Annotated in this window: 19 protein-coding genes; 10 read left to right on the top strand and 9 right to left on the bottom strand. The window is 65.5% G+C overall.

Annotation, left to right across the window (positions count from 1 at the left end; translation table 11 throughout):
- The first annotated feature begins 142 nt into the window (after window positions 1-142).
- Together tarD and I6F24_RS19105 are read left to right on the top strand one after the other, a co-directional pair.
- The gene (tarD, locus tag I6F24_RS19110; protein WP_036027252.1) at window positions 143-1,312 is read left to right on the top strand and encodes a D(-)-tartrate dehydratase; all 1,170 of its coding nucleotides are present in this window, start codon (window positions 143-145) and stop codon (window positions 1,310-1,312) included.
- A gap of 525 nt (window positions 1,313-1,837) precedes the next feature.
- Entirely contained in the window at window positions 1,838-2,116 is a 279-nt protein-coding gene (locus tag I6F24_RS19105) for a GIY-YIG nuclease family protein (RefSeq protein WP_036027248.1), read from the top strand.
- A gap of 308 nt (window positions 2,117-2,424) precedes the next feature.
- Here the strand turns inward: I6F24_RS19105 and I6F24_RS19100 are convergent, their stop codons facing one another.
- The gene (locus tag I6F24_RS19100; RefSeq protein ID WP_036027242.1) at window positions 2,425-3,777 is read right to left on the bottom strand and encodes a malonyl-CoA decarboxylase; all 1,353 of its coding nucleotides are present in this window, start codon (window positions 3,775-3,777) and stop codon (window positions 2,425-2,427) included.
- 224 nt (window positions 3,778-4,001) lie between these two features.
- Window positions 4,002-4,853, bottom strand: a complete 852-nt coding sequence (locus tag I6F24_RS19095) for a helix-turn-helix transcriptional regulator (RefSeq protein ID WP_036027245.1) — start codon at window positions 4,851-4,853, stop codon at window positions 4,002-4,004.
- A gap of 61 nt (window positions 4,854-4,914) precedes the next feature.
- On the opposite strand from I6F24_RS19095, the gene I6F24_RS19090 reads away from it, so the two are divergent.
- The gene (locus I6F24_RS19090) at window positions 4,915-6,087 is read left to right on the top strand and encodes an MFS transporter (RefSeq protein WP_036027240.1); all 1,173 of its coding nucleotides are present in this window, start codon (window positions 4,915-4,917) and stop codon (window positions 6,085-6,087) included.
- 392 nt (window positions 6,088-6,479) lie between these two features.
- The gene (locus I6F24_RS19085) at window positions 6,480-8,747 is read left to right on the top strand and encodes a cation:proton antiporter (protein WP_225149122.1); all 2,268 of its coding nucleotides are present in this window, start codon (window positions 6,480-6,482) and stop codon (window positions 8,745-8,747) included.
- On the opposite strand, the gene I6F24_RS19080 is transcribed toward I6F24_RS19085, so the two are convergent.
- The 6 genes from I6F24_RS19080 to I6F24_RS19055 form a co-directional block, all read right to left on the bottom strand.
- A complete protein-coding gene (locus I6F24_RS19080; RefSeq protein ID WP_225149121.1) occupies window positions 8,744-11,896 on the bottom strand; it encodes a multidrug efflux RND transporter permease subunit in 3,153 nt (1,050 codons plus the stop codon). The genes I6F24_RS19085 and I6F24_RS19080 overlap by 4 nt on opposite strands.
- 12 nt (window positions 11,897-11,908) lie before the next feature.
- Complete coding sequence (locus tag I6F24_RS19075) at window positions 11,909-13,105, bottom strand: efflux RND transporter periplasmic adaptor subunit (protein WP_225149120.1); 1,197 nt, start codon at window positions 13,103-13,105, stop codon at window positions 11,909-11,911.
- Window positions 13,106-13,278: 173 nt separating this feature from the next.
- Window positions 13,279-14,259, bottom strand: coding sequence for an NAD-dependent epimerase/dehydratase family protein (locus I6F24_RS19070; RefSeq protein ID WP_225149119.1), 981 nt, complete (start codon window positions 14,257-14,259; stop codon window positions 13,279-13,281).
- A gap of 66 nt (window positions 14,260-14,325) precedes the next feature.
- Window positions 14,326-15,396, bottom strand: coding sequence for a hypothetical protein (locus I6F24_RS19065; protein ID WP_225112134.1), 1,071 nt, complete (start codon window positions 15,394-15,396; stop codon window positions 14,326-14,328).
- Window positions 15,397-15,478: 82 nt separating this feature from the next.
- Window positions 15,479-16,969 carry an NAD(P)/FAD-dependent oxidoreductase gene (locus tag I6F24_RS19060; RefSeq protein ID WP_225149118.1) on the bottom strand — a complete coding sequence of 497 codons (1,491 nt, stop codon included), beginning with the start codon at window positions 16,967-16,969 and terminating at the stop codon, window positions 15,479-15,481.
- A gap of 97 nt (window positions 16,970-17,066) precedes the next feature.
- Window positions 17,067-17,516, bottom strand: a complete 450-nt coding sequence (locus tag I6F24_RS19055) for a cupin domain-containing protein (protein ID WP_036027225.1) — start codon at window positions 17,514-17,516, stop codon at window positions 17,067-17,069.
- A gap of 188 nt (window positions 17,517-17,704) precedes the next feature.
- Between I6F24_RS19055 and I6F24_RS19050 the strand changes: the two genes are divergently transcribed.
- Entirely contained in the window at window positions 17,705-18,730 is a 1,026-nt protein-coding gene (locus I6F24_RS19050; RefSeq protein ID WP_225149117.1) for an AraC family transcriptional regulator, read from the top strand.
- A 29-nt stretch (window positions 18,731-18,759) separates the two neighbouring features.
- Here the strand turns inward: I6F24_RS19050 and I6F24_RS19045 are convergent, their stop codons facing one another.
- The gene (locus I6F24_RS19045) at window positions 18,760-19,392 is read right to left on the bottom strand and encodes a cupin domain-containing protein (RefSeq protein ID WP_225149116.1); all 633 of its coding nucleotides are present in this window, start codon (window positions 19,390-19,392) and stop codon (window positions 18,760-18,762) included.
- Window positions 19,393-19,611: 219 nt separating this feature from the next.
- On the opposite strand from I6F24_RS19045, the gene I6F24_RS19040 reads away from it, so the two are divergent.
- From I6F24_RS19040 to I6F24_RS19020, 5 genes are read left to right on the top strand one after another with little or no spacing between them, the layout of a single operon-like run.
- A complete protein-coding gene (locus I6F24_RS19040) occupies window positions 19,612-21,300 on the top strand; it encodes a peptide ABC transporter substrate-binding protein (RefSeq protein ID WP_225149115.1) in 1,689 nt (562 codons plus the stop codon).
- Window positions 21,301-21,327: 27 nt separating this feature from the next.
- Window positions 21,328-22,278, top strand: a complete 951-nt coding sequence (locus tag I6F24_RS19035; protein WP_036028549.1) for an ABC transporter permease — start codon at window positions 21,328-21,330, stop codon at window positions 22,276-22,278.
- Window positions 22,279-22,282: 4 nt separating this feature from the next.
- On the top strand, window positions 22,283-23,158 hold the full coding sequence (locus I6F24_RS19030) for an ABC transporter permease (protein WP_225149114.1): 876 nt from the start codon (window positions 22,283-22,285) through the stop codon (window positions 23,156-23,158).
- A gap of 52 nt (window positions 23,159-23,210) precedes the next feature.
- Complete coding sequence (locus I6F24_RS19025; protein ID WP_225149113.1) at window positions 23,211-24,539, top strand: FAD-binding oxidoreductase; 1,329 nt, start codon at window positions 23,211-23,213, stop codon at window positions 24,537-24,539.
- A 7-nt stretch (window positions 24,540-24,546) separates the two neighbouring features.
- Window positions 24,547-25,473 (top strand): glyoxylate/hydroxypyruvate reductase A, encoded by a 927-nt coding sequence (locus tag I6F24_RS19020; RefSeq protein WP_225149112.1) that lies wholly within the window; start codon window positions 24,547-24,549, stop codon window positions 25,471-25,473.
- The last annotated feature ends 2 nt before the right edge of the window (window positions 25,474-25,475 follow it).

Below are 25,475 nucleotides of genomic sequence, written 5' to 3'. Positions count from 1 at the left end.
TCGTCATTGCGAGGAGCGCGCACTCTCTCCTCGTCATTGCGAGCGCAGCGAAGCAATCCAGGATCTTTCCGCCGAGGCAGTCTGGATTGCTTCGTCGCTTCGCTCCTCGCAATGACGATAATAACCACTGAAGGCCCACCCCATGTCCGTCCGCATCGTCGACGTCCGCGAAATTACAAAGCCGATCTCTTCGCCGATCCGCAACGCCTATATCGACTTCACGAAGATGACGACCAGCCTCGTCGCCGTCGTCACCGATGTCGTCCGTGACGGCAAGCGCGTCGTCGGCTACGGCTTCAACTCCAACGGCCGTTACGGGCAGGGCGGCCTGATCCGCGAGCGCTTTGCCGCGCGCATCACGGAAGCTGATCCCAAGTCGCTGCTGGATAGCACCGGCGACAATCTCGACCCCGACAAGGTCTGGGCCGCGATGATGACCAACGAGAAGCCGGGCGGCCACGGCGAGCGCTCGGTCGCGGTCGGCACCATCGACATGGCGGTGTGGGACGCGGTGGCGAAGATCGCGGGCAAGCCGCTGTTCCGTCTGCTCGCCGAACGCCACGGCGTCAAAGCCAATCCGCGCGTCTTCGTCTACGCCGCGGGCGGCTATTATTATCCCGGCAAGGATCTCTCGATGCTGCGGGCCGAGATGCGCGGCTATCTCGATCGTGGCTACAATGTCGTCAAGATGAAGATCGGCGGCGCTGATATCGACGAGGACCGCAGGCGCATCGAGGCAGTGCTGAAGGAAATCGGCAAGGACGCGCAGCTCGCCGTCGATGCTAACGGCCGCTTCAACCTGGAGACCGCCATCGCCTACGCCAAGATGCTGCGCGACTATCCCTTGTTCTGGTACGAGGAAGCCGGCGATCCTCTCGACTACGCGCTGCAGGCCGCGCTCGCCGAATTCTATCCGGGCCCGATGGCGACGGGCGAGAACCTGTTCAGCCATCAGGACGCCCGCAATCTGATCCGCTACGGCGGCATGCGCCCCGACCGCGACTGGCTGCAATTCGATTGCGCCTTGTCCTATGGCCTGTGCGAATACCAGCGCACGCTGGAGGTGCTGAAGACCCACGGCTGGTCGCCGAGCCGCTGCATCCCGCACGGCGGCCACCAGATGTCGCTCAACATCGCCGCCGGCCTCGGCTTAGGCGGCAACGAAAGCTATCCCGACCTGTTCCAGCCCTATGGCGGCTTCCCCGACGGCGTCCGCGTCGAGAACGGCCACATCACCATGCCCGAGCTTGCAGGCATCGGCTTCGAAGGCAAGTCCGATCTCTACAAGGAGATGCAGGCGCTGGCGGAGTAGGAGTATCGTTGGAGCGCGACGTCCGCGCCACACACTCCGTCATTGCGAGCGCAGCGAAGCAATCCAGAATCTTTCCGCGGAGGCAGTCTGGATTGCTTCGTCGCAAGAGCTCCTCGCAATGACGGTGGAGGGGCCACTGCCGCTCGCGGGCGTCTGGCCCGCAGCCCAATGTGCCGAATTGCGCGAGCTGTCGCCACACACTCCGTCATTGCGAGCGCAGCGAAGCAATCCAGAATCTTTCCGCTACGGCAGTCTGGATTGCTTCGTCGCAAGAGCTCCTCGCAATGACGGTGGAGGAGCCACTGGCCGCTCGCGGGCGTCTGGCCCGCAGCCCAATGTGCCGAATTGCGCGAGCTGTCGCCACACACTCCGTCATTGCGAGCGCAGCGAAGCAATCCAGGGTCTTTCCGCTTCGGCAGTCTGGATTGCTTCGTCGCAACGGCTCCTCGCAATGACGCTGGCGAAAGCCTCATAGTCATCTCCTGGTTGTGCTATTGTAGAAGCTGTCCTCAGCCGAGTACGATTATGAAGCAACCCTGCGTGTACATGTTCGCCAATCGTCGCAACGGAACGATCTACACGGGCGTCACCTCCAATCCGCCGCGCGAGCATCGCGAAGGACTGGTAAAGGGTTTTTCATCGAAGTACGGCTGCAAGCTCCTCGTCTGGTACGAGCTGCACGCGACCATGTCCGACGCGATTGTGCGCGAGAAGCAGATCAAAGGTGGCAGCCGGGCGAAGAAGCTTGCGCTCATTGAGAGCCTCAATCCGAATTGGGACGATTTGTACGCGACGCTGATCTGACCGGCAGGAGATCTGCGGCTACTCGGCGAGCCGCTGCCACGTCCTCCGTCATTGCGAGCGTAGCGAAGCAATCCAGGATCTTTCCGCGGCAGCAGCCTGGATTGCTTCGTCGCAAGGGCTCCTCGCAATGACGGTGGAGAGAGCCGAAGTCATCCGTGGTTGTCCGAGCCTGCAGCGGGCGGTCGTTGGGTTTCGCAAGCTGTCACCACATACTCCGTCATTGCGAGCGCAGCGAAGCAATCCAGAATCTTTCCACGGCGGCATTGCTTCGCTGTGCTCGCAATGACGATGTGGTAAGTGTCCGCCCCCTACGACAGCCGCATATCCAGCAGCCTTCGCCCTTCGCCCTTCAGCAGCTTCTTCACCGCGCTCGACGCCACGACCTCGCCGTCATTGGCATAGGCCTCGTGGTTCTTCTCGATGTCGTCGAGGCGGTAGAGGTAGTTGACCATGACGCCGGCGGACTCGCGCATTCCCTTGGGCGAGAGGTCGCCCAGCCAGTTGATGCGCTCCAGCCGAGCGCCGTTGCCGAGATGGAAGCGGGCGACGGAATCGATCAGCTTGCCCTTCGGCGTGCGCGCCTTGAGGAAATAGTGCGCCGCGAGCGGCTCCAGCACGGCGCGGAGCAGCGCCGCCGTCTCCGGGCTCTCGAACCATCTGGGATCGTCGAGGCGCCTCAGCACCTCGCGGTCCTCGTCCGACAGCGGCAGATCCTTGTCCTGCTTAACCCAGGCCATGAAGCCCGGCACCGGCGACAGCGTGACGAAGGTGTCGAGCTTCGGCAACTCGCGGCGCAGCTCTTCCACCACCTGCTTGATCAGGAAGCTGCCGAAGGAGATGCCGCCCAGGCCGCGCTGGGTGTTGGAGATCGAATAGAACACGGCGGTGCGCGCGCGCTCGATCTGCAGGTGCTGGCGGTCGACTGCGAGCAGGGGCTGGATCGCGCCGGGGATCGTCTCGGTCAGCGCCACCTCGACGAAGATCAAGGGCTCGTCCACCATCGCAGGATGGAAGAAGGCGTAGCAGCGCCGGTCGACCGGATCGATGCGGCGGCGCAGATCATCCCAGTCCGAGATCTCGTGCACGGCCTCATAACGGATGATCTTTTCGAGGATGTTGGCCGGCGTCGACCAGTCGATCCTGCGCAGCACGAGAAACCCCCTATTGAACCACGAAGAAAGAAGATGCGAGACGTCGCGGTCGAGCGCGGCGAGATCGGTGTGCCCGTTCATCATGCCGAGCAGATCGGCGCGCATGTTGACGAGATCGCCGGTACCGCCGGGCGCGCGGTTGAGCCGCCGGATCAGCTCCTGCCGGCGCGGCTCGGAAGCGAAGTGCAGCGAGCTTGCGTCCTCGTCGCTGGGCGCGGCCCGCCATGTCTCGATCGCCTTGGACAGGCGCTCCCGGTCGGGACCGAAATCGCGCACCAATCCCTCGAAGAAGGCGCGGCGTCCCGCAGCGTCCAGCTCCCGGTAGATGTCGAGCACCTCGCGCGCCATCGCCGTGCCCGAGGCTTCGCCCCGGCCCGACAGCAGCGCATCGCAGAGCTCGAGCAGTCCGTCGGCATCATGCTTGGTATCGGCGGCGTCCCCCCGGCGAAGCAACGTGCGGCCGCGCTCGGAGATGGTGGCAAGCAGGTCGGAGAAGAAGGCGTTGGCCATCGGGGCTTTCGTATCAGGTCTGTGCGATGCGGCAAGCTTACACGGGATTTGGGTGCAAGCCGATCACAATCAAGCAGGCGAATGCGGCATCTTTCGCTCCGCCGTGCGTTTGGAGAATGAGGGCATGCCGGAACGGGTCGATGATATGCCGGGCAGTGCTCATTCCAACGCGCTGTCATGCCCCGGCTTGACCGGGGCATCCAGTACGCCGCAGCTTCTCGATTCTAGCCGAGCCGTCTCGGCGTACTGGGTCGCCCGGTCAAGCCGGGCGACGACACCGCGTGTGCTGCAAACTCCGTCGGCGTCCGACCCGTCACCTGGCGGAATGCGGCCGAGAACGCCGGCACGCTGGCATAGCCGAGCTGGGTCGCGAGCTGCTTCACCGACACGCTCGCATCCGTCGATATCCGCTCGATCGCCGCCGCAATCCTCGCGCGCTGGCACCAGCTCTTGAAGCTCAGCTGCGTCTCGCTCGAAAACAGCCGCGACAGCGTACGCGCGGAGGTTCCGACCGCGCGCGCCAGCGTGTCGATGTCGTGCAGGCCGGTGGGATCGTCGAGCACGATCATCGCCGCGCGGCGGCAGCGCGCTTCGCGCGGCAGCGGCACGAAGGTCGCGGAATCCTCGGCCTGGTGCAATTCCAGCATCACCAGGCGCACCAGGAGCTCGGTGCGCTCTTCGGTGTTGCGCCCGTCGAACAGCGCGAGAATCGCCTGATTGAGCAGCGGCGACACCCGCACCACGAATTCCCTGGTCAGGCCGTCATAGCGCTGCTCGCGCTTCAGCCAGGACAGGTCGAAATACAGCGTGCGCATCTCGATGTCGGCCAGCAGGTCGATGGCATGCTCGAGCCCGGCCGGCACCCAGACCGCGCGGTCCGGCGGCACCAGCCAGCGTCCGGCGGGCGTCGTCACCTGCATCGTGCCCTTTGCCGCATAGATCAGCTGCGCCTCGCGGTGCATGTGCAGATCGATCCGCATCCCCTTGGGATAGTCGCGGGCGACCAGGTGCACGCCCGCGGGCGAGCGGTGGTTGCTCCGGACCTCCCGCAGGATTGGCGTTTCCAAGACAGTCATTGGCAGCATCCCGTCATGGGGAGGACATATAACTCATTTCGGAGCAGGAGAGGATTCGGGAATGAACAGCCCCAGTCGGGTCATCGGTTTCGTCAACGCAGGTCATTTCATCGACCATTATTCGATGCTGATCTTCGCCGCCGCTGTCATCATCATGGGCCCGGCGCTCGGCATGGCCTATTCGGAACTCTTGCCCTACGCGACGCCGGGCTTCGTTGCCTTCGGCGCCGGCTCGCTGCTCACCGGCTGGCTGGGCGATCGCTGGAGCCGCCGCCACATGATGCTGATCTTCTTCGTCGGCATCGGCCTTTCGATGATCGCGGTCGGCTTCGTGCAGACCCCCGTGCAGCTCGGCGCGGCGCTGCTTGCGATCGGCATCTTTGCGTCGATCTATCATCCCGTCGGCACCGCCATGATCGTGTCCTACGCCGACCGGCTCGGCCGCGAGATGGGCATCAATGGCGTCTGGGGCAATCTCGGCGTGGCGTCGTCGGCCCTGGTCACCGGCGTGATCGGCCAATATCTCGGCTGGCGTTTTGCGTTCATCGTTCCTGGCGCGGTTACGGTCCTGATCGGCATCGCCTTCGCGCTGAGCGTCGTGCACGAGGACCGCAAGGGCTCGAAGCAAGCGGCGGCGCAGGCGCGGGTGGCCAGGCAGGACATGTGGCGCGTGATCCTGGCGCTGCTGATCGTGGTGATCGCGATCTCCACGACCTTCAACGCCGTCACCGTGGCGCTGCCAAAGCTGTTCGCCGAGCGCCTTGCGGACCTGACCAAGAGCCCGGCGCTGTTAGGTGTCATCGCCGCCGGCGTCTACGTGTTCGGCGCGATGACGCAGTACACGATCGGCCGGCTGCTCGACCGCTACTCCCTGAAGACGGTGGCGCTGCCACTTTCCTTCATGCTGGCGCCATTCCTGTATCTGGCCGCGAGCCTGTCCAACCTGCCGCTGATCGTCGTTTCGATCGGCATCGTCATGGGTGCGTTCGGGCAGGTGACGGTCAACGACGCCATGGTCGGCAAATACACCACGGAAGAGTGGCGTTCGCGCGCCTATGCCGTGCGCTATTTCGTCGGTTTCACCGCGGCCGGTGCCTCCGTCGGTCTGGTCGCCTGGCTCTATGAGCGGGGCGGCTTCGTCACCATGCTGCACGCCTTCGCCGCCCTCTGCCTGCTCGCGATCGCCGCCGCGCTGATCCTGCCGCGCGAGATCAGGACACCGCAGGTGGTGTGAGGGAGACTCTCTCCACCGTCATTGCGAGGAGCCCTTGCGACGAAGCAATCCAAATTGCCGCCGCGGAAAAATTCTGGATTGCTTCCGCCTTCGCCAAGGCTTCGGCGGACAAGTCGCTGCGCTCGGAATGACGGAGAATGAGGAGGCACCCTCGCCATGCCACCCACGATGCCATTCTGCCAGTGTTTTGCCCGACGGAGCAAGCCGTTTCGGCAAAGCCGAACTTTTTGAAAGTTTTCAACGGCATCCCTACTGTGCATGGGGTTGTTTTCGCGTTTGGCGTTTTTGCCCCCTCCGTCCCGTCGTGCGCGGCAGGAACTCCCGCCGCCTCCCGCGGGTTCTATCCCCGTGGCCCCGACAGCGGGGCCGGGTAAAGGGGAAATGACGCCTGCATGCTGTGGACCTTGCTCCGGCCGGTCGGCCTCGTCCCCGCGGCGCTCATCCTCACCACCAATGCGGCCGGCGCCGAAGCGGGCAAATCGGCCGGCCCGTCCGAATTCCTGCTGGTGGCGCAGATCGTCCTGCTAATCGCGGTGGGTCGCGGCCTCGGCGAGATCATGATGCGCGTCGGCCAACCCTCAGTGATCGGCGAGCTGCTCGCCGGCATCATCCTGGGGCCGTCATTGCTCGGCTGGATTTGGCCCGAGGCGCAAGCCGCGATCTTTCCCAACACGCCCGAGCAGAAGGCGATGATCGCCGGCATCGCCCAGTTCGGCATCCTGCTGCTTTTGCTGCTGACCGGCATGGAAACCGACCTCAAGCTGGTCCGGAAGGTGGGCAGGGCCGCGATCGCGATATCGATCGCTGGCATCGTCGTGCCGTTCGCCTGCGGCTTCGCACTCGGCGAGTTCCTGCCGGATGCGCTGCTGCCCAATCCGCAGGAGCGCCTGGTGGCGTCGCTGTTCATGGGCACGGCGCTGTCGATCTCCTCGGTGAAGATCGTCGCGGTCGTCGTGCGCGAGATGAACTTCATGCGCCGCAACGTTGGGCAGATCATCGTCGCGACCGCCGTGATCGACGACACCATCGGCTGGATCATCATCGCCGTCATTTTCAGCCTCGCTTCGCAAGGCTCGCTCGACATCGCTTCCGTGACCAAGTCGGTGCTGGGAACGCTCGCCTTCCTCGCGGTCAGCTTCACCATCGGCCGCCGCCTGGTATTCCAGCTGATCCGCTGGGCCAACGACAATCTCGTCAGCGCGGCCGCGGTCATCTCCGTGATCCTTCTGCTGATGAGCGTCATGTCGATGATCACGCATCTGATCGGCGTCCACACCGTATTAGGTGCCTTCGTCGCCGGCATCCTGGTCGGGGAATCGCCGATCCTGACGCGGCAGATCGACGAGCGCCTGCGCGGGCTGATCTCAAGCTTCTTCATGCCGGTGTTCTTCGGTCTCGCCGGGCTCAGCGCCGATCTCACGGTGCTGCGCGATCCCGACCTCCTGATGCTCACCGGCCTGCTCGTCGTGATCGCCAGCGTCGGCAAGTTCGGTGGCGCGTTCGTCGGCGGCACCGTGGGCGGGTTGAACGGGAGGGAGTCGCTGGCCCTCGCCAGCGGCATGAACGCGCGCGGCTCGACCGAGGTCATCATCGCGACCATTGGCCTGTCGATCGGCGTGCTCAGCCAGAACCTGTTCACGATGATCGTGACGATGGCGATCGTGACCACCATGGCGATGCCGCCGATGCTGCGCGCGGCGCTGGCCAGGCTGCCGATGAGCGCGGAGGAGAAGGAGCGGTTGGAGCGCGAGGAGTTCGAGAGGCGCGGCTTCGTCGCCAATCTCGAACGTCCCTTGCTCGCGGTGGACGAGAGCGTCAACGCCACCTTCGCCGCGCATGTCGCCGGACTGATCGCCGGCATGCGCGGCCTGCCGATCACGGTGCTGCATATCGGCAAGCGCGCCGAGGAACAAGAGAAGAGGCGCGGCGAGGAAGTGAGCCACGAAGCCGTGGTGAAGAAGGCGGCCGAAACCGTCTCCGCCAACAGCGACAACGATGCCGGCAGCGTCGATGTCATCAGCCGCACCAGGCGCGCGGAGCTTGGCGAGACCATTGCCGACGAGGCGCGCAAGGGCTTCGATCTCCTGGTCGTCGGCATCGCCAAGGTCGCCGCCACCAAGGACCGTTTCGATCGCAAGGTCGAGGATATTGCCGCGAAGTTCGAAGGACCGCTTGCGATCGTGGCCGCCAAGGGCAAGCACCTGAAACAGCCGATGCCCGAGGCGCTCAACATCCTCGTTCCCGTGTCCGGCAGCGCCGTCTCCAAGCGCGGTGCCGAGGTCGCCGTGGCGCTGGCGCAGGCCGGCTCAGGTTCGCTCCGGGTGGTCTATGTAGCGACGACGCGCGACAAGGGTGCGCAGCACGGTCGCTCGCGCGGGTTGAGCCAGGAGACAGGCATCCTCAAGGACACCAGCGATCTCGCCGCCCGCTACGACGTCGACATCACCACGACCCTGCGCGTGAACCGCGCGCCGGAGGCGGCGATTCTGCGCGAGATCGACACCACCGACGTCGACCTCGTCGTCATGGGCGTTGACCGGATCCAGGCCGACCATCTCTCCTTCGGCGGCGTCGCCGATGCAGTGCTGCGACAGTCGAAGGTCTCGGTGCTCCTGGTCTCGAGCGGCGAGGCGCGGCAGGCGCCGGCGGAGCAGGGTTAGGGCTTCACCTCCGCCACCGCCTGCGGCTTCTTCTTCGACGCCCGCCAGTTCTCGAAGCGCTGCACCACCACGAAGAAGGCCGGCACGAACAGCACCGCAAGGCAGGTCGAGGCCAGCATGCCCGAGAATACCGTGATGCCGATCGACTTGCGCGCGCTGGCGCCGGCGCCGGTGGCGAGCACCAGCGGGACGACGCCGAGGATGAAGGCGAACGAGGTCATCAGGATCGGGCGGAAGCGGGCGCGCGCCGCCTCGATCGCGGATTCGATGATCGGCTTGCCGTCGCGGCCGTGCAGCTCGAGACCGACCTCGACGATCAGGATGGCGTTCTTGGCCGAGAGCGCGATCAAGAGGATCAGGCCGATCTGGCAATAGAGATTGTTGTCGATCTTGAGAGCGGAGAGGATCAGCATCGGCCCGAGCAGCGACAGCGGCACGGCGAGAATCACCGAGATCGGCGCGTACCAGCTCTCGTACTGGCCGGCGAGCACGAGATAGACCAGCAGCATGGCGAGCCCGAATACCCAGTAGATCTGGTTCGAGACCGCCTTCTCCTGATACGACATCGCGGTCCATTCATAGCCGGTGCCCGGCGGCAACGTCTTGTCCGCGATCTCCTCCATCAGCTTCAGCGATTGGCCCGACGAATAGCCCTGCGCCGGCAGGCCGATCACGGTCGAGGACGGATAGAGATTGTAGAGGCTGATCAGCGACGGGCCGGTGGCCGGCGTGATCTTTGCGACGGTGCCGATCGGGATCATGTCGCCATTCGAGTTGCGCACCTGCATGTTGGCGATGTCGCGCTCGGTGACGCGGAAGGCGGGATCGGCTTGCGTATAGACCTGGAACACGCGGCCGAACTTGTTGAACTGGTTGACATAGGAAGAGCCGAGATAGGTCGACAGCGCCGAGAACACCTGATCCGTGGTGACATGAAGCGTCTGAGTCTTGACGCGGTCGATCTCGACGTTGAATTGCGGCACCGAGGAGCGGAACGAGGACTGCACGCGCTGCAGCGCGCTCTGGCTTTGGGCGTTGGTGACCATCGCGCCGGTGATGGCCTGCAGCTTGGCGAAATCGCTGTTGCCGTCGCGCAGCTCGACCTGCATCGAGAAGCCGGCGGCGTTGCCGATGCCCTGGATCGGCGGCGGCGGCAACACGATGGTGCGCGCCTCCATGATATCAGCGAGCTTGTCGTTCAGGCCAAAGACCAGCGAGCGCAGATCCTCACCGGGCCCTTTACGCGCGTCCCAATCCTTCAGGATGATGTAGGCGACACCGGCATTGGCGAGGCTGGCGCTGTTGTCGAGCGCGGAGATGCCGGCGATGGTGATGACCTGCGCCACGCCGGGCGTGTCCTTGATCAGCCCGCTCGCTTTGTCGAGCACGGCCTGCGTCCGCTCCAGCGCGGCGCCGTCGGGCAGCTGCACCGCGGCGATCAGATAGCCCTGGTCCTCGATCGGCAGGAAGCCGGTCGGCACCCGCGACAGGCCATAGCCGCTGGCGGCGATGATCAGCAGTGCGAACGCGACCGAGATGGTGGCGTGCTTCACGAGGAACGTGATCAGCCTTGTGTAGCCGCGCTCGACGCGGTTGTAGACCGCATTGAAGCCCCGATAGAAGAAATTGCGCTGCTCCGGCGGCACGGCCGGCCGCAGCCACAGCGCGCATTGCGTCGGCTTCAAGGTCGCGGCGTTGATGGCGGAGAGCAGGGCGGTCGCGGCGATCACCAGCGCGAATTGCGAGTAGATGCGCCCGGTCAGTCCGGCGAGGAACGAAGCGGGCAGGAACACCGAGATCAGCACCAGCGTGATGCCGACGATCGGCGCGAACAGCTGGTCCATCGCGCGGATCGCGGCGTCGTGGCCGTTCATGCCCTGTTCGATGTTGTGGGCGGCGCCCTCGACCACGACGATGGCGTCGTCGACCACGATGCCGATCGCGAGCACGATCGCAAACAGCGTCGACATGTTGATGGTGAAGCCGAGTGCCGCCATCGCGGCGAAGGCGCCGATGATGGTGACAGGCACGGTCGTCGCCGGCACCAGCATCGCGCGCCAGTCCTGCAGGAAGATGAGGATCACGACCAGCACCAGCAGGCCGGCCTCGATCAGGGTCATATAGACCTCGTGCACCGAGGCCTCGACGAACTTGGTGGTGTCGAACGGCGTGTCGTACTTGATGCCTTCGGGGAAGCGCTTGGCGAGCTCCGCCATCTTCCTCTCGACCGCCTGCTCGACCTGGAGCGCGTTGGCGCCCGGCGACTGGAACACGCCGATGCCGACCGCGGGCTGCTTGTTGAGCGAGAAGATCTGGCTGTAGGTCTGCGCGCCGAGCTCGACCCAGCCGACGTCGCGCACCCGCGTGACGTCGCCGCTCGATCCCGTCTTGACGATGATGTTCTCGAACTGGCCGGCGTCGTCGAGCCGTCCGTTGACGTTGAGCGTGTACTGGAACGCCTGTCCCGGCGGCGTCGGCGGCGCGCCGACCTGACCGGCGGCGACCTGCTGGCTCTGCTGCTGGATTGCCTGGATCACGTCCTGCGGCACCAGGCCACGCACCTGCAGCTTGTTGGGATCGAGCCAGATCCGCATCGAGTATTGCCCGGCGCCGAATACGGTGACGTTGCCGACGCCGGGCAGGCGCGAGAGCTCGTCGCGGATGTTGATGGTGGCGTAGTTGCTCAAGTAGAGGCTGTCGTACCTCGCATCCGGCGAGGTGAGCGTCACGAACAACAGGATCGAGGTCGACCGCTTCTGCACGGTGACTCCCTGGTTCTGCACGGCTTGCGGCAATTGCGACAATGCGCTGGAGACGCGGTTCTGCACCAGCACCTGCGCGAAGTTGAGGTCGGTGCCGATCTTGAAGGTCACGGTCAGCGTGTAGGTGCCGTCGGAGCCGCTGTAGGATTGCATGTACAGCATGTCCTCGACGCCGTTGACCTGCTGCTCGATCGGCAGCGCCACGGTATCGATCACGGTCTTGGCGCTGGCGCCGGGATAGCGCGTGGTGACCTGCACGGTCGGCGGCACCACGTCGGGGTATTGCGCGATGGCGAGATTGAACAGCGCGACGCCGCCGATCAGGATCATCAACAGCGCGATGACGTTCGAGAGGACCGGCCGCTCGATGAAGAACTTTGAGATCATGGCTGGCAGCCCCTACTTGCTCGAGGCCTGCGTCTGCTCGATCTTCGTCACCTGCGGGTCGATCTTCTGGCCCGGGATGACGCGCAAGAGCCCCGCGGTCACGACGCGATCCTCTGGCTTCAGGCCGCTCTCGATCACGCGCAGGCCGTTGTCGACCGGGCCGATCTGTACCTTGCGCTGCTCGACGACGTTGTCGCTGTTGACGACGAGGAGATAGCGGCCGCCCTGGTCGCTGCCGAGCGCGGTGTCGGGAACGAGCAGGGCGCTCTTCTCCTGGTCGAAGGGCACGCGGACCCGGACGAAATAGCCAGGCAGCAGCACCCGCTTGTCGTTGGGAACGAGGCCGCGCACGGCCAGCGTGCCGGTCGACTGGTTGAGGGTCGGCGAGACGTAGTCGAGCTTGCCCTCATGAGGGTAGCCGGTATCGGTCTGCAGCCCCACTTGAATCGGGAAGTGCTTCATGTCCGCGGGCGTCAGCCCGCGACGGGTCGCCTCGGCGCGGATGCGCAGCACGTCCTGCTCGTTGACGGTGAAGTTCACATAGATCGGGTCCATCGCCACGATGGTGGCGAGCTGGGTCGGCGAGGAGACGCCGACGAGCTCGCCGATCGAGACCATGTGCGCGCTGACGATGCCGTCGAACGGTGCCGTGACCTTGGTGTAGCCGTAATTGACCTCGGCGAGCTTGGTGTTGGCCTGGGCCTGCTGCAGATTGGCCTGGGCGTTGTCGCGCGCGGAGGTGGAATTATCGAGCGTGGCTTGCGAGACGGCCTGGCGCTGCACCAGCTCGGCCTGTCGCTTGTAGTCGGCCTCCGCCTGCCGGAGCGAAGCCTGCGCGCCGACTTCGGCCGCCTGCGCCTGCTCGAGCTTGAGCTTGTAGGTCTCAGGCTCGATCGTGAACAGCTGGGTGCCCTGCTTCACGAATGTGCCGTCCTGATAGTCGATCGTTTGCAGAAAGCCCTGCACGCGCGCGACGAGATCGACGCTCTTGATCGGTGCCGTGTTGCCGGTCGCCTCGATGTAGCGCGTCACCGGACGCTGCACCGGCGTCGCGACGTCGACCTTGGGCGGCGGCGGCGCCACGAACGTGTTCTTGTCCTCGCAGCCGGCGAGCACAGCCAATGCCGCGGTTGCGGCGAGTGCCCGACCGATATGTTTCCTCGCTGCTCCATTGCGTTGTGCGGGAGATGCGGGATTGGCGCGCGTCATTCGGTGGTCCCCGATTGCTGTCTGTCGGTGCGGCAGGCTACCAACAAACGGGCAGTCGTGGAACACCATAGCCATGGCGGTCACGGGTCTTGCACCGAAAACGGCAGTGTGGCCTTTGACAGATTTGTCACGACAAGGCGCTTTTCACCGGCGAACGATTGGCCCGTCCGCACCTAGGGCTGGCGCGCATGCCACGCCGCGAGGACATCCTTCTCGTCTTCGGCAGTGAGACCGACGACTGGCCCGTTGTTGGCGCGGAGCCAATGAAGCGTATCGCGCGCGGTGTCTCCCAGCGGTCGCGAGGTCAATCCGGCCGCGCGCGCCGGCGAGGTATCGCGCGTCAGGAAGCCGGCGTAGTCCGGCAATGGCAGCCACATCGGTAAGGACCGCGGGCCCGCCCAACGCCTGACGTCATGCGCTTCCAGAAAGGCGCGATCGATCCAGGTGAAGGTGCAGGACGCGTTCAGCGCGGATGCGCATTCGCTCAGGAATCCGCCGCGCGTGCGGATCGGCCCAATCCCGTCATAGATGCCGACGAGACCGCTCTCTGCCGCATGCACGATCCATTGCGCGAGATCGCGCACGTCGATGAACTGGACCGCATCCTCCGGCGATCCCGGCGCCAGCACCTCGCCGCCGCGCGCAAGCCGCGCCGGCCAATAGGCGAACCGTCCGTTCGGGTCCTCGGGCCCTGCGATCAGGCCGGCGCGGCAGATGAAGGCGTCATCGCCGACCGCCTGTTCGCAGGCGACCTTGGCTGCGCCGTAGATCGCCTCGGTGCTGTGCTCGATCTCTCCCGCAACAGGCTCGCGCAGCGGCGCCGTGTCGGCGCGTTGCCCCGGGATGCGGTTGTCCGCATAAACGCTGATCGTCGAGACGAAGGTCCAATGCACGCCCGGCCGCTTCAGCGCGGCGACTGCGCGACGGACCTGGCCGGGATGACGCGAGACATCGACCACGGCGTCGAATGTCTCACCCGCGAGCGGCGCAAGTCCGTCGGCCACGTCGCGGTCGATCCGCAGGAAGCGGGCGCCGGCGGCAATCGGCCCCGCGAGTCCGCGCGCGGCGCAGGTCACGTCGTGACCGACCGCGCAAGCATGGCTTGCTATCGCGCGCCCAAGAAACTGGCTGCCGCCGAGGATGAGAATGCGCATGAAACAGTCCAGTGTCGCCGATGAGGCCGCGAGACTACAACCTCCACCGGCGGTTGCAACGATCCCTCAGCGCGGCTTGATCTCGGCGTATTTCGCTATCGCTTTCTCGAACTTCCGGTTGAACAGCCACATCGCGGCGAAGATCTCGCGGTAGCTCGCCGAGGTCTTTGCCCGGTCGGCCTGTCCGAAGGCAAAAATGCTGTTGTTGCGCAGGTACCTCATGATTCTGGGGCTCGACACCCGATAGTTCAGGAGATCGCCCGATTTGAGCGCGGACCGCGTCGGGGTAGGAACGATCTGGATCAGCTGGAACAGCTTCATCTGGTCGATCGGGTCGGGCAGCGTCTTGACGATTCCCGGAATCTCGCGGAACAGATCGGCGTGCGCGTTCATCAACCCGTTGCGGACGTTGGTCCAATGGTTGAAGCGCTGGTCGGTGCCACGGGCGCGCGCCTCTTCCCTGTCGTTGCGCGCGCTCAGGTGCGGATCGATCGCAGCGACGTCGGCCTTGATCTTCTCCCATTTCCGACGGCCGTTGCGGTCCTCGGAGGGGCCGGTCTGGAAGCTGCCCATATAGGTGTTGGAGCGCGCATTGCGGACATTCTGCTTGCCGTTGGTCTCGGCAAAGAAGAGCCCGAGGCTGATGCGCCCCGCCGTCTCGGCATGTTCAGGCGCGAGCCCCTTGGCGCGCGCGATCGCAACCGCGAGGTCGACGACGTCCTTGAACGGCGTCGGCGAGCTCTGCGCGCCGGCAGGCGGCGCCTCCATGATGTCGAACAGCCTGCCGTATTCCTCGACCAGCGGCTCGATGTCGGCGTCGAAATAGGCCGGGGGAATCTCGAACTTGTTGGGCCGGCCGATCCGCGACGGCGTGACGTCGGTCAAGTCCTTGTAGCTGCTGATGACGGCGACGCGTGCGAGATACAGCGCCTGCCCCGGCAGGTTCGGCAGCGGCTGCTTCGCCTCGATCTGGCGCCGCCGCTCGGCGAGCACGGATTTGAAGTCGCCGAGCGCGCGCTCGTAAGTGGCGAGCGCCGCCGATTGCTGCGGCGACGGTGCCTTCTGCGCATCGACCGGCGCCGCCACGAAGAAGGCAACGGCCGCAAGCGCCGCGGCGGCAAGTCGTCTCGATCCCATGACCGATCCTGTGGCTGGTTCCCGTCGATTCGATGGCCAGCGAGATCGTAGACTCCGGAGGCGAGCTGCCGCAATTCTCCTCTCACGCCGCCCGATAGTCCGGCGCCGTCGCGAGGAATTTGCCGTAAGCATCCGCATCCGGAGGTTGGAAGCGTCCTTTGAGCCCGCCGGTCTTCTGGTTCTTCGCGCCGATATCGGCCATCAGCTCGTCGAAATGGCGGTAGTGATAAGGGGCGACGCAGAGGCCGCCATAGACGCCCGCGGCCGGCCGCTCGACGCGCTTGAAGTGCAGCATCATCTCGATGTTGTCGCGCATCGCCTGTGCCGTCGGCTGGTTCGCGAGCTGGCCGTCGGCATAACGCACCAGCCAGTTCGCCGCGAGGTCGGCGCAGAGCACGGTGCAGAACGAGGAGTTGAAGCCGACGAAGCCGAGCTCGGGCAGATCCGGATTGGCGATCAGGCGATAGAGCCGGTACTGCCCGTCGGCATCGACCAGTTTCTGCCGGTAGGCCTCGGGCAGGAACGGCACGCCGAGCTTGTAGCCGATCGCGAGCACGGCGACGTCGGCGCCCACGCGCTCGCCACCACTCATCACGATGCTGTCGCCCTCATAATGGTCGAACGTGCCGAACACGGCCTTGATGCGGCCGTCGGCGACCATCGGGTAGAAGCCCGGCGTTGCGATGGGCACCGAGCAGTTGACGCCGTCCTCGATGCGCTCCTTCGGCACCATGTTGCAGCGGCCGAGCTTGAGCTGCGCCTTCAACAGGCTCTCCAGCCCGCGCCAATTGGCCCAGACCAGCGGCGCGGCGAGGCGGTGCGCGAGCCGTCCCATCGCGCCGATGCCCCAGCCCGGAAACATCTCCTCCTGGGCGCGGATGTAGAGGATGCGCTTGAAGTTCACGAGACCGCCGATGAAATAGGGAATGCGCCAGACCGGCTCGCGCATCACGATGGTGACCTCGCGCGCGCCTGACTTCACCGCATTCACGGCGATGTCGGTTGCGGACTTCGAACCGCCGAGCACGACGACGCGGCGTCCCTTCGCCAGGGTCGGATCGCCGTATTTCGACGAGTGCAGGATCTGGCCGCCCTGCGCCAGAAAGCCGTCCTCGCCGGGGCAATGCAGCTCGCGCGGCTCGTTGAACTGCCCGGTGCAGACCGCAACGAAATCGAAATCCTCGTTCGTGGTCGTGCCGTTCTTGTCCTTCAAGGCGAGCGTCCATCCCGGCCTGCCGTCAGCACGGCGCGCCATGCCGGCGACCTCGGTGTTGAGCCGCAGCATGCGCTCGAGGCCAAAACTCTGGGCATAGTCGGCGAGGTAGGCGTGGACCTGCGGCCCGGTCGGCCATTCCGGATAGGCATCCGGCATGGCACGGTCGGTGTAGCGGTAGAGCTCCTTCGGGCTCTGGGTCTGCACCTCGGGGTAGGAGCGCGCCGGCTCCCAGACGCCGCCGAGATCCGAGCTGCGCTCGACGATCGTGACGCGGTGGCCTCGGGTGGAGAATGCTTTCGCGGCGGCAAGGCCGGAGACGCCGGCGCCGATCACGCAGACATGTTTTGGGCTGACCATGGGTTTGCTCGATGTGTTGCGCGCAAGCGGCCGCGTTCGGCCGCAAGGCGCGGCCGGCCGGACTGCAAGCCGATGGAAGCGCAGGAAGCGGCGACGGCTAGTCGTTGGCCTCGGGCGGCAGGAAGTCGACCTCATGCAGCGCCGAGATGCGCACGACCTCGGCCGGGTCGGTCAGATTGTGCAGCTGGTTGAACAGCGCCTCCAGCTTCTGCATCGGTGAGACCCAGAACAGCGCGCGGCACGGCTTGTCGGACTTGTTGAAATAGCCGTGCGGGATGCCGCGTGGCATGCGCACGAGGTCGCCGGCATTGGCCTTGACCCATTGACCGTCGAGCTTGAGATCGAGCGTGCCTTCCTGCACCAGGATGAACTCGTCCTGGGTCGGATGGATATGCACCGGCACGAACTGGCCGGGATCGCTGTTGGTCTCGAACGCGAAAGTGGAGTCGGTGACGGCCTTGGGGAAATAGACCTGGCCAAGGATGTTCCAGCTCTTGCCGCCGTAGCCTTTCCCGTTCGCGGTGATGCCTTTTTCGAGTGCAGTCATGGCTTGCTCCTCATGGATTCCGGCGGGGACGGAGCATCGTCCGGGGACGGACCGCCTGTCTATCCGCTAAACGAATCCGGATGAACCTATTGCCATGCAGCACGACGAATTTGCGAGCTCCGGCCCTTTTCGCCCCCGCGGAACTATTATAGGCTTAAAGGAATTCCGGGCGCGAAGCATGGTCGACGATGTCCGCAGCCGAGCTGGAAATGAGCGCAACAGCCTCTGCAGCCGAACGGCTTGCGGCCTTCGCCCGCGTCACCACTGATGACGTCGACGAGGCGGCCGAGCAGATCGGGCGCATCTTCTGCCCGCATGATCTCAAGCCGACACAGGCGCGCGCGGCCGGCTTCTCGGCCCGGCACAATTGCGCGGCGTTCGAGGGCTTCTCCATCAACTACGTCGCCTATGGCGGAGCGGTCAGCATCGATCCGGGCTGCCTCGAGCGCTTCTTCCTGGTGCAGGTCCCGCTTGCTGGCAGCGCCCGCATTCGTGCCGGTCGTCGTGAGCTCGATGCGGCCCCGGACCGGATCGCGTCGCTGCTGTCGCCGACGATTCCGACCCGGATGATGTGGAGCGATTGTGCGCAGGCGATCCTGCTGCTCGATCGCCGCATGGTCGAGCAGCGCGCCGCGGCCTTGTCGGGCAGGGCGACCGGGGTGGTCGAGTTCGATCCGGTGATCGAGCTGGATGCGCCGTCCGGGCGGGCCCTGCAGACGAGGCTGGCCGAGCTGATGACGCTCGCCGAGCGCCTCGGGCCATCAGGCCGGCGCTCGCCGGCCGCGATGGCCGATTGGCGCGAAGCGCTGCTCGATCATCTGCTCAATCGGCAGCGGCATGGCCTGTCGGATGCGATTCAGACGTTTTCGGGGCAGGCCGAGCGTTTGCCGCGCGCCTTGCGCGCCGCGCGCGATCACCTTGCCGACCATGCCGGCGAGCCGCTCGACCTCGCGCAGCTCGCCTGCGCCTCCGGCATCGGCATCCGCGCGCTGCAGCTCGGCTTCCGCCGTCACTTCGGCGTGTCGATCTCGCAGATGCTGCTCGACATGCGCCTCGCCGGCCTCAATGCGCGCCTCGCGCAAGCCGCACCCGATGTCTCCATCACCGAGATGGCCTTCGATCTCGGCTTCACCCATCTCGGCCGCATGGCCGGCGCCTACCGCGAGAAATTCGGCGAGACGCCGTCAGCCACGCTGCGGCGAAGGATGAGCTAGATCCGTCTCGCAAGACCTTGATGCCGGACTCAACCCGTCGGCGAGTCGGTCTGGCGCAGCGTCGTCACCCAGATCACGCGCGCCACCTGCTGAGTCGGGTTGTCGAACATGTGCGGCACGATGCTCGGAAAACGAAAGCTGTCGCCGGCTTCCAGCACATGGGCCTGGTTGTCGAGCCACAGCCGCAGGCTGCCCGAGAGAATGTAGCCCGCCTTCTCGCCGGTGTGCTGCAGGAAGTCGGTGCCGGAGGAGGCGCCGGGGTTGAGCGTGAGCTCGTAGAGCTCGAGCTGGCCTTTGCCTTCCGGCGTCAGCGCTTCCTTGACGACGCCGCTGGCGGTGAGCCGCAGCAGCCGCCTGGCGTTCTTGCGCACGGTGTAGCGCGGCGCATCAGTGGGATCGCTGCTCTCGAAGAAATAGGAGATGGGAACGTCGAGCGCGATTGAGAGCAGGCGCAGCGTGCGGATCGACGGCATCGCGCGCGCACGTTCGAGCTGGCTGATCATGCCGGTCGACAGGCCGGTCTTGTTGGCGACGTCCTGGATCGAGAGGCCGGCGCGCTGACGCAGCAGCCGCACTGTTTCACCCAGGCGCTGGTCGACCGCATCTTCGGCCTCGGTCGTCGGAGCGTCCTTCAGACTGTTCGTGTCGCCGCGACCATCCATGTCGCTCTCCCATGCATCATCTCAGCGTCGGGGATCGAGCCCCGCGCCTTCAGTCAGAGTGAAAAGCTGGCGCATTCTAGCAATGCGATTGACAGCTGTATTTAGTCGTGATGAACTTTTGGGAGAAAAATTTAGAAGCACTAAAGCCCACTCCTGTCCCTTTGCCGGGGTCTCGGGGGCGCGGGAGACGGTGCCGCGTGCGGAAACGGAGAGTGGGTCATGGCGGACGACACCGGCAAGTTCGGCGTTGGGGCAGGACATCTCGGCATTCCGAATCGCCGTCAATTCTTCCAGCTCGGCGCGGGCGCGGCCGCAGGCTGGACGCTTTCAGGGAACGCTTCCGCGCAGACCGAACGTCCCACCAATTCGCCGGGCAAGCCGCGTGGCCAGGTGATTGCGGCGCTGTCGCAAGAGCCGACCGTCTTTCATCCCTTGATGCCGGGCATCGAGGTCGATCAGGGCATCTGGTGGCAGGTGTTCTCGCCGCTCTGGTACATCGAGCCCGACGGAAAGTTCGTCCCAGACCTCGCCCGCGAAGTCCCGACCATCGAGAATGGCGGCCTCTCGGCCGATGGCCTGACCTGGAAGATCAAGCTGCGCAATGACGTGAAATGGCACGATGGCACGCCGTTCACGGCCGAGGACGTCAAGTTCTCGCTCGAGCTGATCAACAATCCCGATTTCCGCGTCCGCAACCGCGTCGGCCACAGCCTCGTCAAGGACATCAAGGTCGTCGCGCCCGACGAGATCCACTGGCGAATGGAGGCTCCCTATTCGCCATACATGTCGATCCTCTCGCTCACCTTCATCGTGCCCAAGCACATCCTGGAGAAGGTGTCCGATCCGAATTCCTCGCCGTTCCACAACGCACCCGTCGGGACCGGGCCGTTCCGCTGGGCCGAGCGCGTGCCGGGCGACCACATCCAGCTGAATGCCCATGCCGGCTATCACGGCAAAGGACCTTACGTCGAACGCGTCGTTTTCAAATACATTCCGGACCTGACCGTTCTCTACACCCAGTTCCGCACCGGCCAGGTCGACTACACCGGCCTGCAGGGCATCCTGCCGAACTTCGTGCAGGAGGCGAAGGCGCTGAAGGGCCGCAAGATCTTCGTTTCCTCGACGTCTTCGGTGGAGCACATCGCGCCCAATCTGGAATTCGGTCCCTTTGCCGATCGCACCGTGCGCGAGGCGCTCTATCTCGCCATCAACAAGCAGGCGATCATCGACGCGCTGAACTACGGCCTGCCGACGCCGACCGAGAGCTTCGTGCCGCAGCAGGCCTGGTCGTTCCAGCAGGGTCTGCCGCAGCACAAATACGATCCCGCCAAGGCCAACGCGCTGCTCGATGCCGCGGGCTGGGTTCGCGGCTCCGGCGGCATTCGCGAGAAGGGCGGCGCCAAGCTCGAATTCACCAACTCGACGACGTCGGGCAATGCGGTGCGCGAGCAGACGCAGCAGCTCCTGATCCAGGACTGGCGTGCGATCGGCGCTGCGATGCGCGTCAACAACATGCCGGCGGCGGTGATCTGGGGCGAGTTCTGGCAGCAGTCGAAGTTCAACTCGGTGCTGGTGTCGGTGAACTTCATGCTCGGCAGCGACCCCGACGTGACGCCGCGCTTCGGCTCCGGCGCCATTCCCGCCAAAGGCGGCCGCGGCTTCAACACCTATCAGTACAGAAGCCCGGAGGCGGATCGTCTGCTCGCTGAAGGCGCCAAGCAGTTCGAACTCGCCCAGCGCAAGACCACCTACGGCGATCTGCAGAAGCTGATCCGCAACGATTTTGCGATCCTGCCGCTGTTCCAGGGCTTCATTGCGGAGGGGGTGAAGGAGGGGCTGCAAGGCTTCCGTCCCAACATCAACACCTCCATCAATTGCTGGAACATCCGCGAATGGTATTGGGCCTGATGTCTCGGGCTGGTCGGATCGCCTGAGATGGCCCGCTACGTCGTCAATCGCCTGGCGCAGGCGATCATGCTGCTGGTGATCGTCTCGGGGATCGGCTTCGCCATCCTGCATCTGGCGCCCGGCGGGCCGCTGTCGCAGTTTGCCGTCTCAAGTCAGATGACGCAGGAGGATCTCGACCGCGTCACCAGGCAGCTCGGCCTCGATCGTCCGCTGCCGGTCCAATATCTCGACTGGTTCGGCCGCATGGTGCGGGGTGATTGGGGCAAGTCGTATCGCGACGGCGAGGCGGTGCTGTCGGTGATCTCCTCGCATCTCGGCGCCACGCTGGAGCTGATGGCGACGGCGACCATCATCGCCGTGCTGCTCGGCTGCTGGATCGGCATCCTTGGCGCGCTACGCCGCTACTCGCTGTTCGATACGCTTGCCACCGTCGGCGCCATGATCGCGCTGTCGATCCCGACCTTCTGGTTCGGCCTCGTCACCATCTACGTCTTCTCGGTCAAGCTCGGCTGGTTGCCGGCGGGCAACCGGCACACCATTGGCGACGGCTCCTTCCTCGACCTGCTGCATCATCTGATCGCGCCGGCCATGGTGCTGGCGCTGGTCGAGACCGCGATGTGGGGCCGTTTCATGCGCTCCTCGATGCTTGAGGTCATCAACCAGGACTACATCCGCACTGCACGCGCCAAGGGCATGCCGGAATGGCGCATTCTCACGGTGCACGCGCTTCGCAACGCGCTGCTGCCGATGATCACGGTCGCCGGCCTGCAGTTTCCGACGCTGCTGGGCGGTGCGCTGGTGGCGGAGACCGTGTTCACCTGGCCGGGCATGGGCCGCCTGTTCCTGGATTCGATTGGTTACCGCGACTATCCCGTGGTGATGGGCATCCTGATGTTCTCGGCGACGATGGTGCTGATCGGCTCGCTGCTGGCAGACATCCTCTATGCCGTCGTCGATCCGCGCATCCGGGTGGGCTGAAGCGATGGCGACCGCAGCCCTCTCCACCGTTCAGCTCACGCCCGGCCAGGCCGCGTGGCGGCGCTTTCGCAGGCATCGGTTGGCGCTCGCGGGCGCCTTGATCATCCTCGTGCTCGTGCTCGGTTCGGCGTTCGGCCCCTACCTGCTGCCGTTCGACGACACCTACATCGACATCATGAAGCGGTTCGCGCCGCCGCTCTCCGGCGCGCATATTCTCGGCACCGACGAGCTCGGCCGCGACGTGCTGGCACGGTTGATGATGGGCGGGCGGGTCTCGCTCTCGATCGGCATCGTCGCGATGGTGATCGCGATGGCGGTCGGCATTGTCGTCGGCGCCTTTGCCGGGTTCTATGGCGGCGCGGTCGGCGCGGTGTTGATGCGGCTCGTCGACGCCGTGCTGTGCTTTCCGACCATCTTCCTGCTGCTGGCCCTCGCAGCGCTGACCGAGCCCGGTCTCGTCACCACCACCATATTGATCGCCGCCACGGCCTGGATGGCGGTCGCGCGCGTCGTCGAAGCCCAGGTGCGCTCGTTGCGCGAGCGGGAATTCGCGGTGGCCGCGCTCGCGTTCGGCTCCTCGAACCTGCGCATCATGTTCCGCGAGCTCGTGCCCAACGCGATCGCGCCGATCGTGGTTGCCGCGACGCTCAACGTCGCCAAGGCGATCCTGCTCGAATCCTATGTCAGCTATCTCGGCTACGGCATCCAGCCGCCGGCGGCGAGCTGGGGCAACATGCTCAACAATGCGCAGATCTATCTCACCAGCGCGCCCTGGCTCGCGATCGCGCCGGGCGTCGCCATCACGCTCGCGGTGACCAGCTTCAACTTTCTCGGTGACGGCCTGCGCGATGCGCTCGATCCGCGAATGAACATCCCGTGACGCGCAAGACCTCTGACGCGCAAGAGCTCGAACTGAACTCCAGGAGTGCCCCATGTCCCCGCCGCTCAACCGCATCAACAGCGACGAACGCCTGCCGGCGCAGGTAGATGTCGTCGTCATCGGCGGCGGCGTCATCGGCGTCTCGGCCGCCTATCATCTGGCGAAGAAGGGGCACTCCGTCGCGCTGGTCGAGAAGGGCCATGTCGGCGGCGAGCAGTCGAGCCGCAATTGGGGCTGGTGCCGCCAGCAAGGCCGCGCACGCGAGGAGATCCCGCTCGCGCGCGAGGCGCTGCTTCTGTGGGAGGACATGCAGAACGATGCCGGCGTCGATGCCGGCTTCCGGCGAACCGGGGTGTTGTTCCTGACCAAGAGCAAGGACGAACTCGCCAGCTGGGAGCGCTGGGCCGCGGTCGCGCGCGAGATGCAGGTTCACTCCACCGTGCTGACGCCGGCCGAGGTCGCCGAGCGCATGCCCGGCAACGCCGACACATGGGTCGGCGGCCTGCACACGCCGAGCGATGGCCGCGCCGAGCCGTCGATGGCCGTCCCTGCGCTCGCCACCGCCGCACGCAAGCACGGCGTCACCATCCACCAGGGCTGCGCCGCGCGCGGGCTGGAGACGATGGGCGGGAGGGTCAGCGCCGTCGTCACCGAGAAGGGCACCATCCGCGCGCAATCGGTGCTGCTGGCGGGCGGCGCGTGGTCATCGCTGTTCTGCCGCCGCCACGGCATCGAGCTGCCGATCGGCCTCGTCAACGCCACCGCGTGCCGGACCACGCCGGGACCGGAGATCACCTCCGGCGCGCTCGGCACCGATTTCTACTGCATCCGCCGCCGCCTCGACGGCGGCTTCACGCTGGCGCTGCGCAACCGCGGCACGGTCGAGCTGTCGCCGGACCTGTTCCGTTACGCGCGCACGTTCTGGCCGACCTATCAGCATCGCAAGAACGGATTGAAGCTGTCGTTCGGCAAGTCGTTCTTCGATCAGCTCATGCGCGGCACCAGCTGGAGTTTCGACAAGCCATCGCCGTTCGAGGCCGAGCGCGTGCGCGATCCCGCGCCCGACATGTCGCTGGTCAATGCGGCGCTGGCGGCGCTGATCAAGTCGAATCCGGAATTGAAGGACATCGAGATCGCCGAAGCCTGGGGCGGCACCATCGACTGCACGCCCGATACGATACCGGTGATCTCACCGGTCGATGCGCTGCCGGGCTTCTTCCTCGCGACCGGCTTCTCGGGCCACGGTTTCGGCATCGGTCCCGCCGCTGGCAAGCTTGCGGCCGACCTCGTGACGGGCGCGACGCCGCTGGTCGATCCCGCCGCTTACAGCCACAAGCGCATGATCGACGGCCGTCGTCTCGCGCCGGTCAGCCCGTTCTGAGGCCGGCATGACGGTTCTCTACAAGGCCAATATGGTGCGCGGCGCCGAGTGGGCGCTCTTCTTCGCGGAGCGCGCGCCCGACGTGCCGTTCCGGCTCTGGCCTGATATCGGCGACCCCGCCGCGGTGCGTTATCTCGTGGCCTGGGTGCCGCCGGATGACATCGCGACGACCTTTCCCAATCTCGAGCTGGTCTTCTCGGTGGGCGCGGGCGTCGATCAGTTCGACACCACGACAGTCCCGGCGCACATCCCGCTGGTCCGCATGCTGGAGCCCGGCATTGCCGAGACCATGGTCGAATACGTCACCATGGCCGTGCTTGCCCTGCATCGCGATCTCCTCGATTTCATCAGCCAGCAGAGGCAGCAGGTCTGGCGCGAGATCCGGATCACGCCGGCCAGGCGCCGGCACGTCGGCGTGATGGGGCTCGGCCAGCTCGGCCAGGCCGTGCTGGAACGGCTCAAGACGTTCGGCTTTCCGCTTCTTGGGTGGAATCGTTCGCCGCGCGAGATCGAAGGCGTCACCTGCTATGCGGGGGCCGATGCCTTGCCAGAATTTCTGGCGCAGGCCGACATTCTCGTCTGCCTGCTGCCGCTGACGGATCAAACGCGCGGCATTCTCAATGCCGAGCTGTTCGCGCGCCTGCCGCGCGGGGCAGGGCTCGTCAATGTCGGACGCGGCCCGCATCTCGTCGAAGCCGATCTCCTCGCAGCCCTCGACAGCGGCGCGCTATCAGGTGCGGTGCTCGACGTCACCGATCCCGAGCCGCTGCCGGCAGGCCACCCGTTCTGGAGCCATCCGCGCATCCTGCTGACGCCGCACAACGCCAGCATGACCACGCCCGATACGGCCGTCGATTTCGTGCTCGACGTGATCGCGCGGCATCGTCGGGGCGAGGAGCTGCCGGGTCTGGTCGATCGCAGGCGGGGCTATTAGGG

This window comes from Bradyrhizobium sp. BRP23 (assembly GCF_020194135.1).
Classification (GTDB): Bacteria; Pseudomonadota; Alphaproteobacteria; order Rhizobiales; family Xanthobacteraceae; genus Bradyrhizobium; species Bradyrhizobium yuanmingense.
This window is presented reverse-complemented; position numbering and strand designations above follow the sequence as displayed.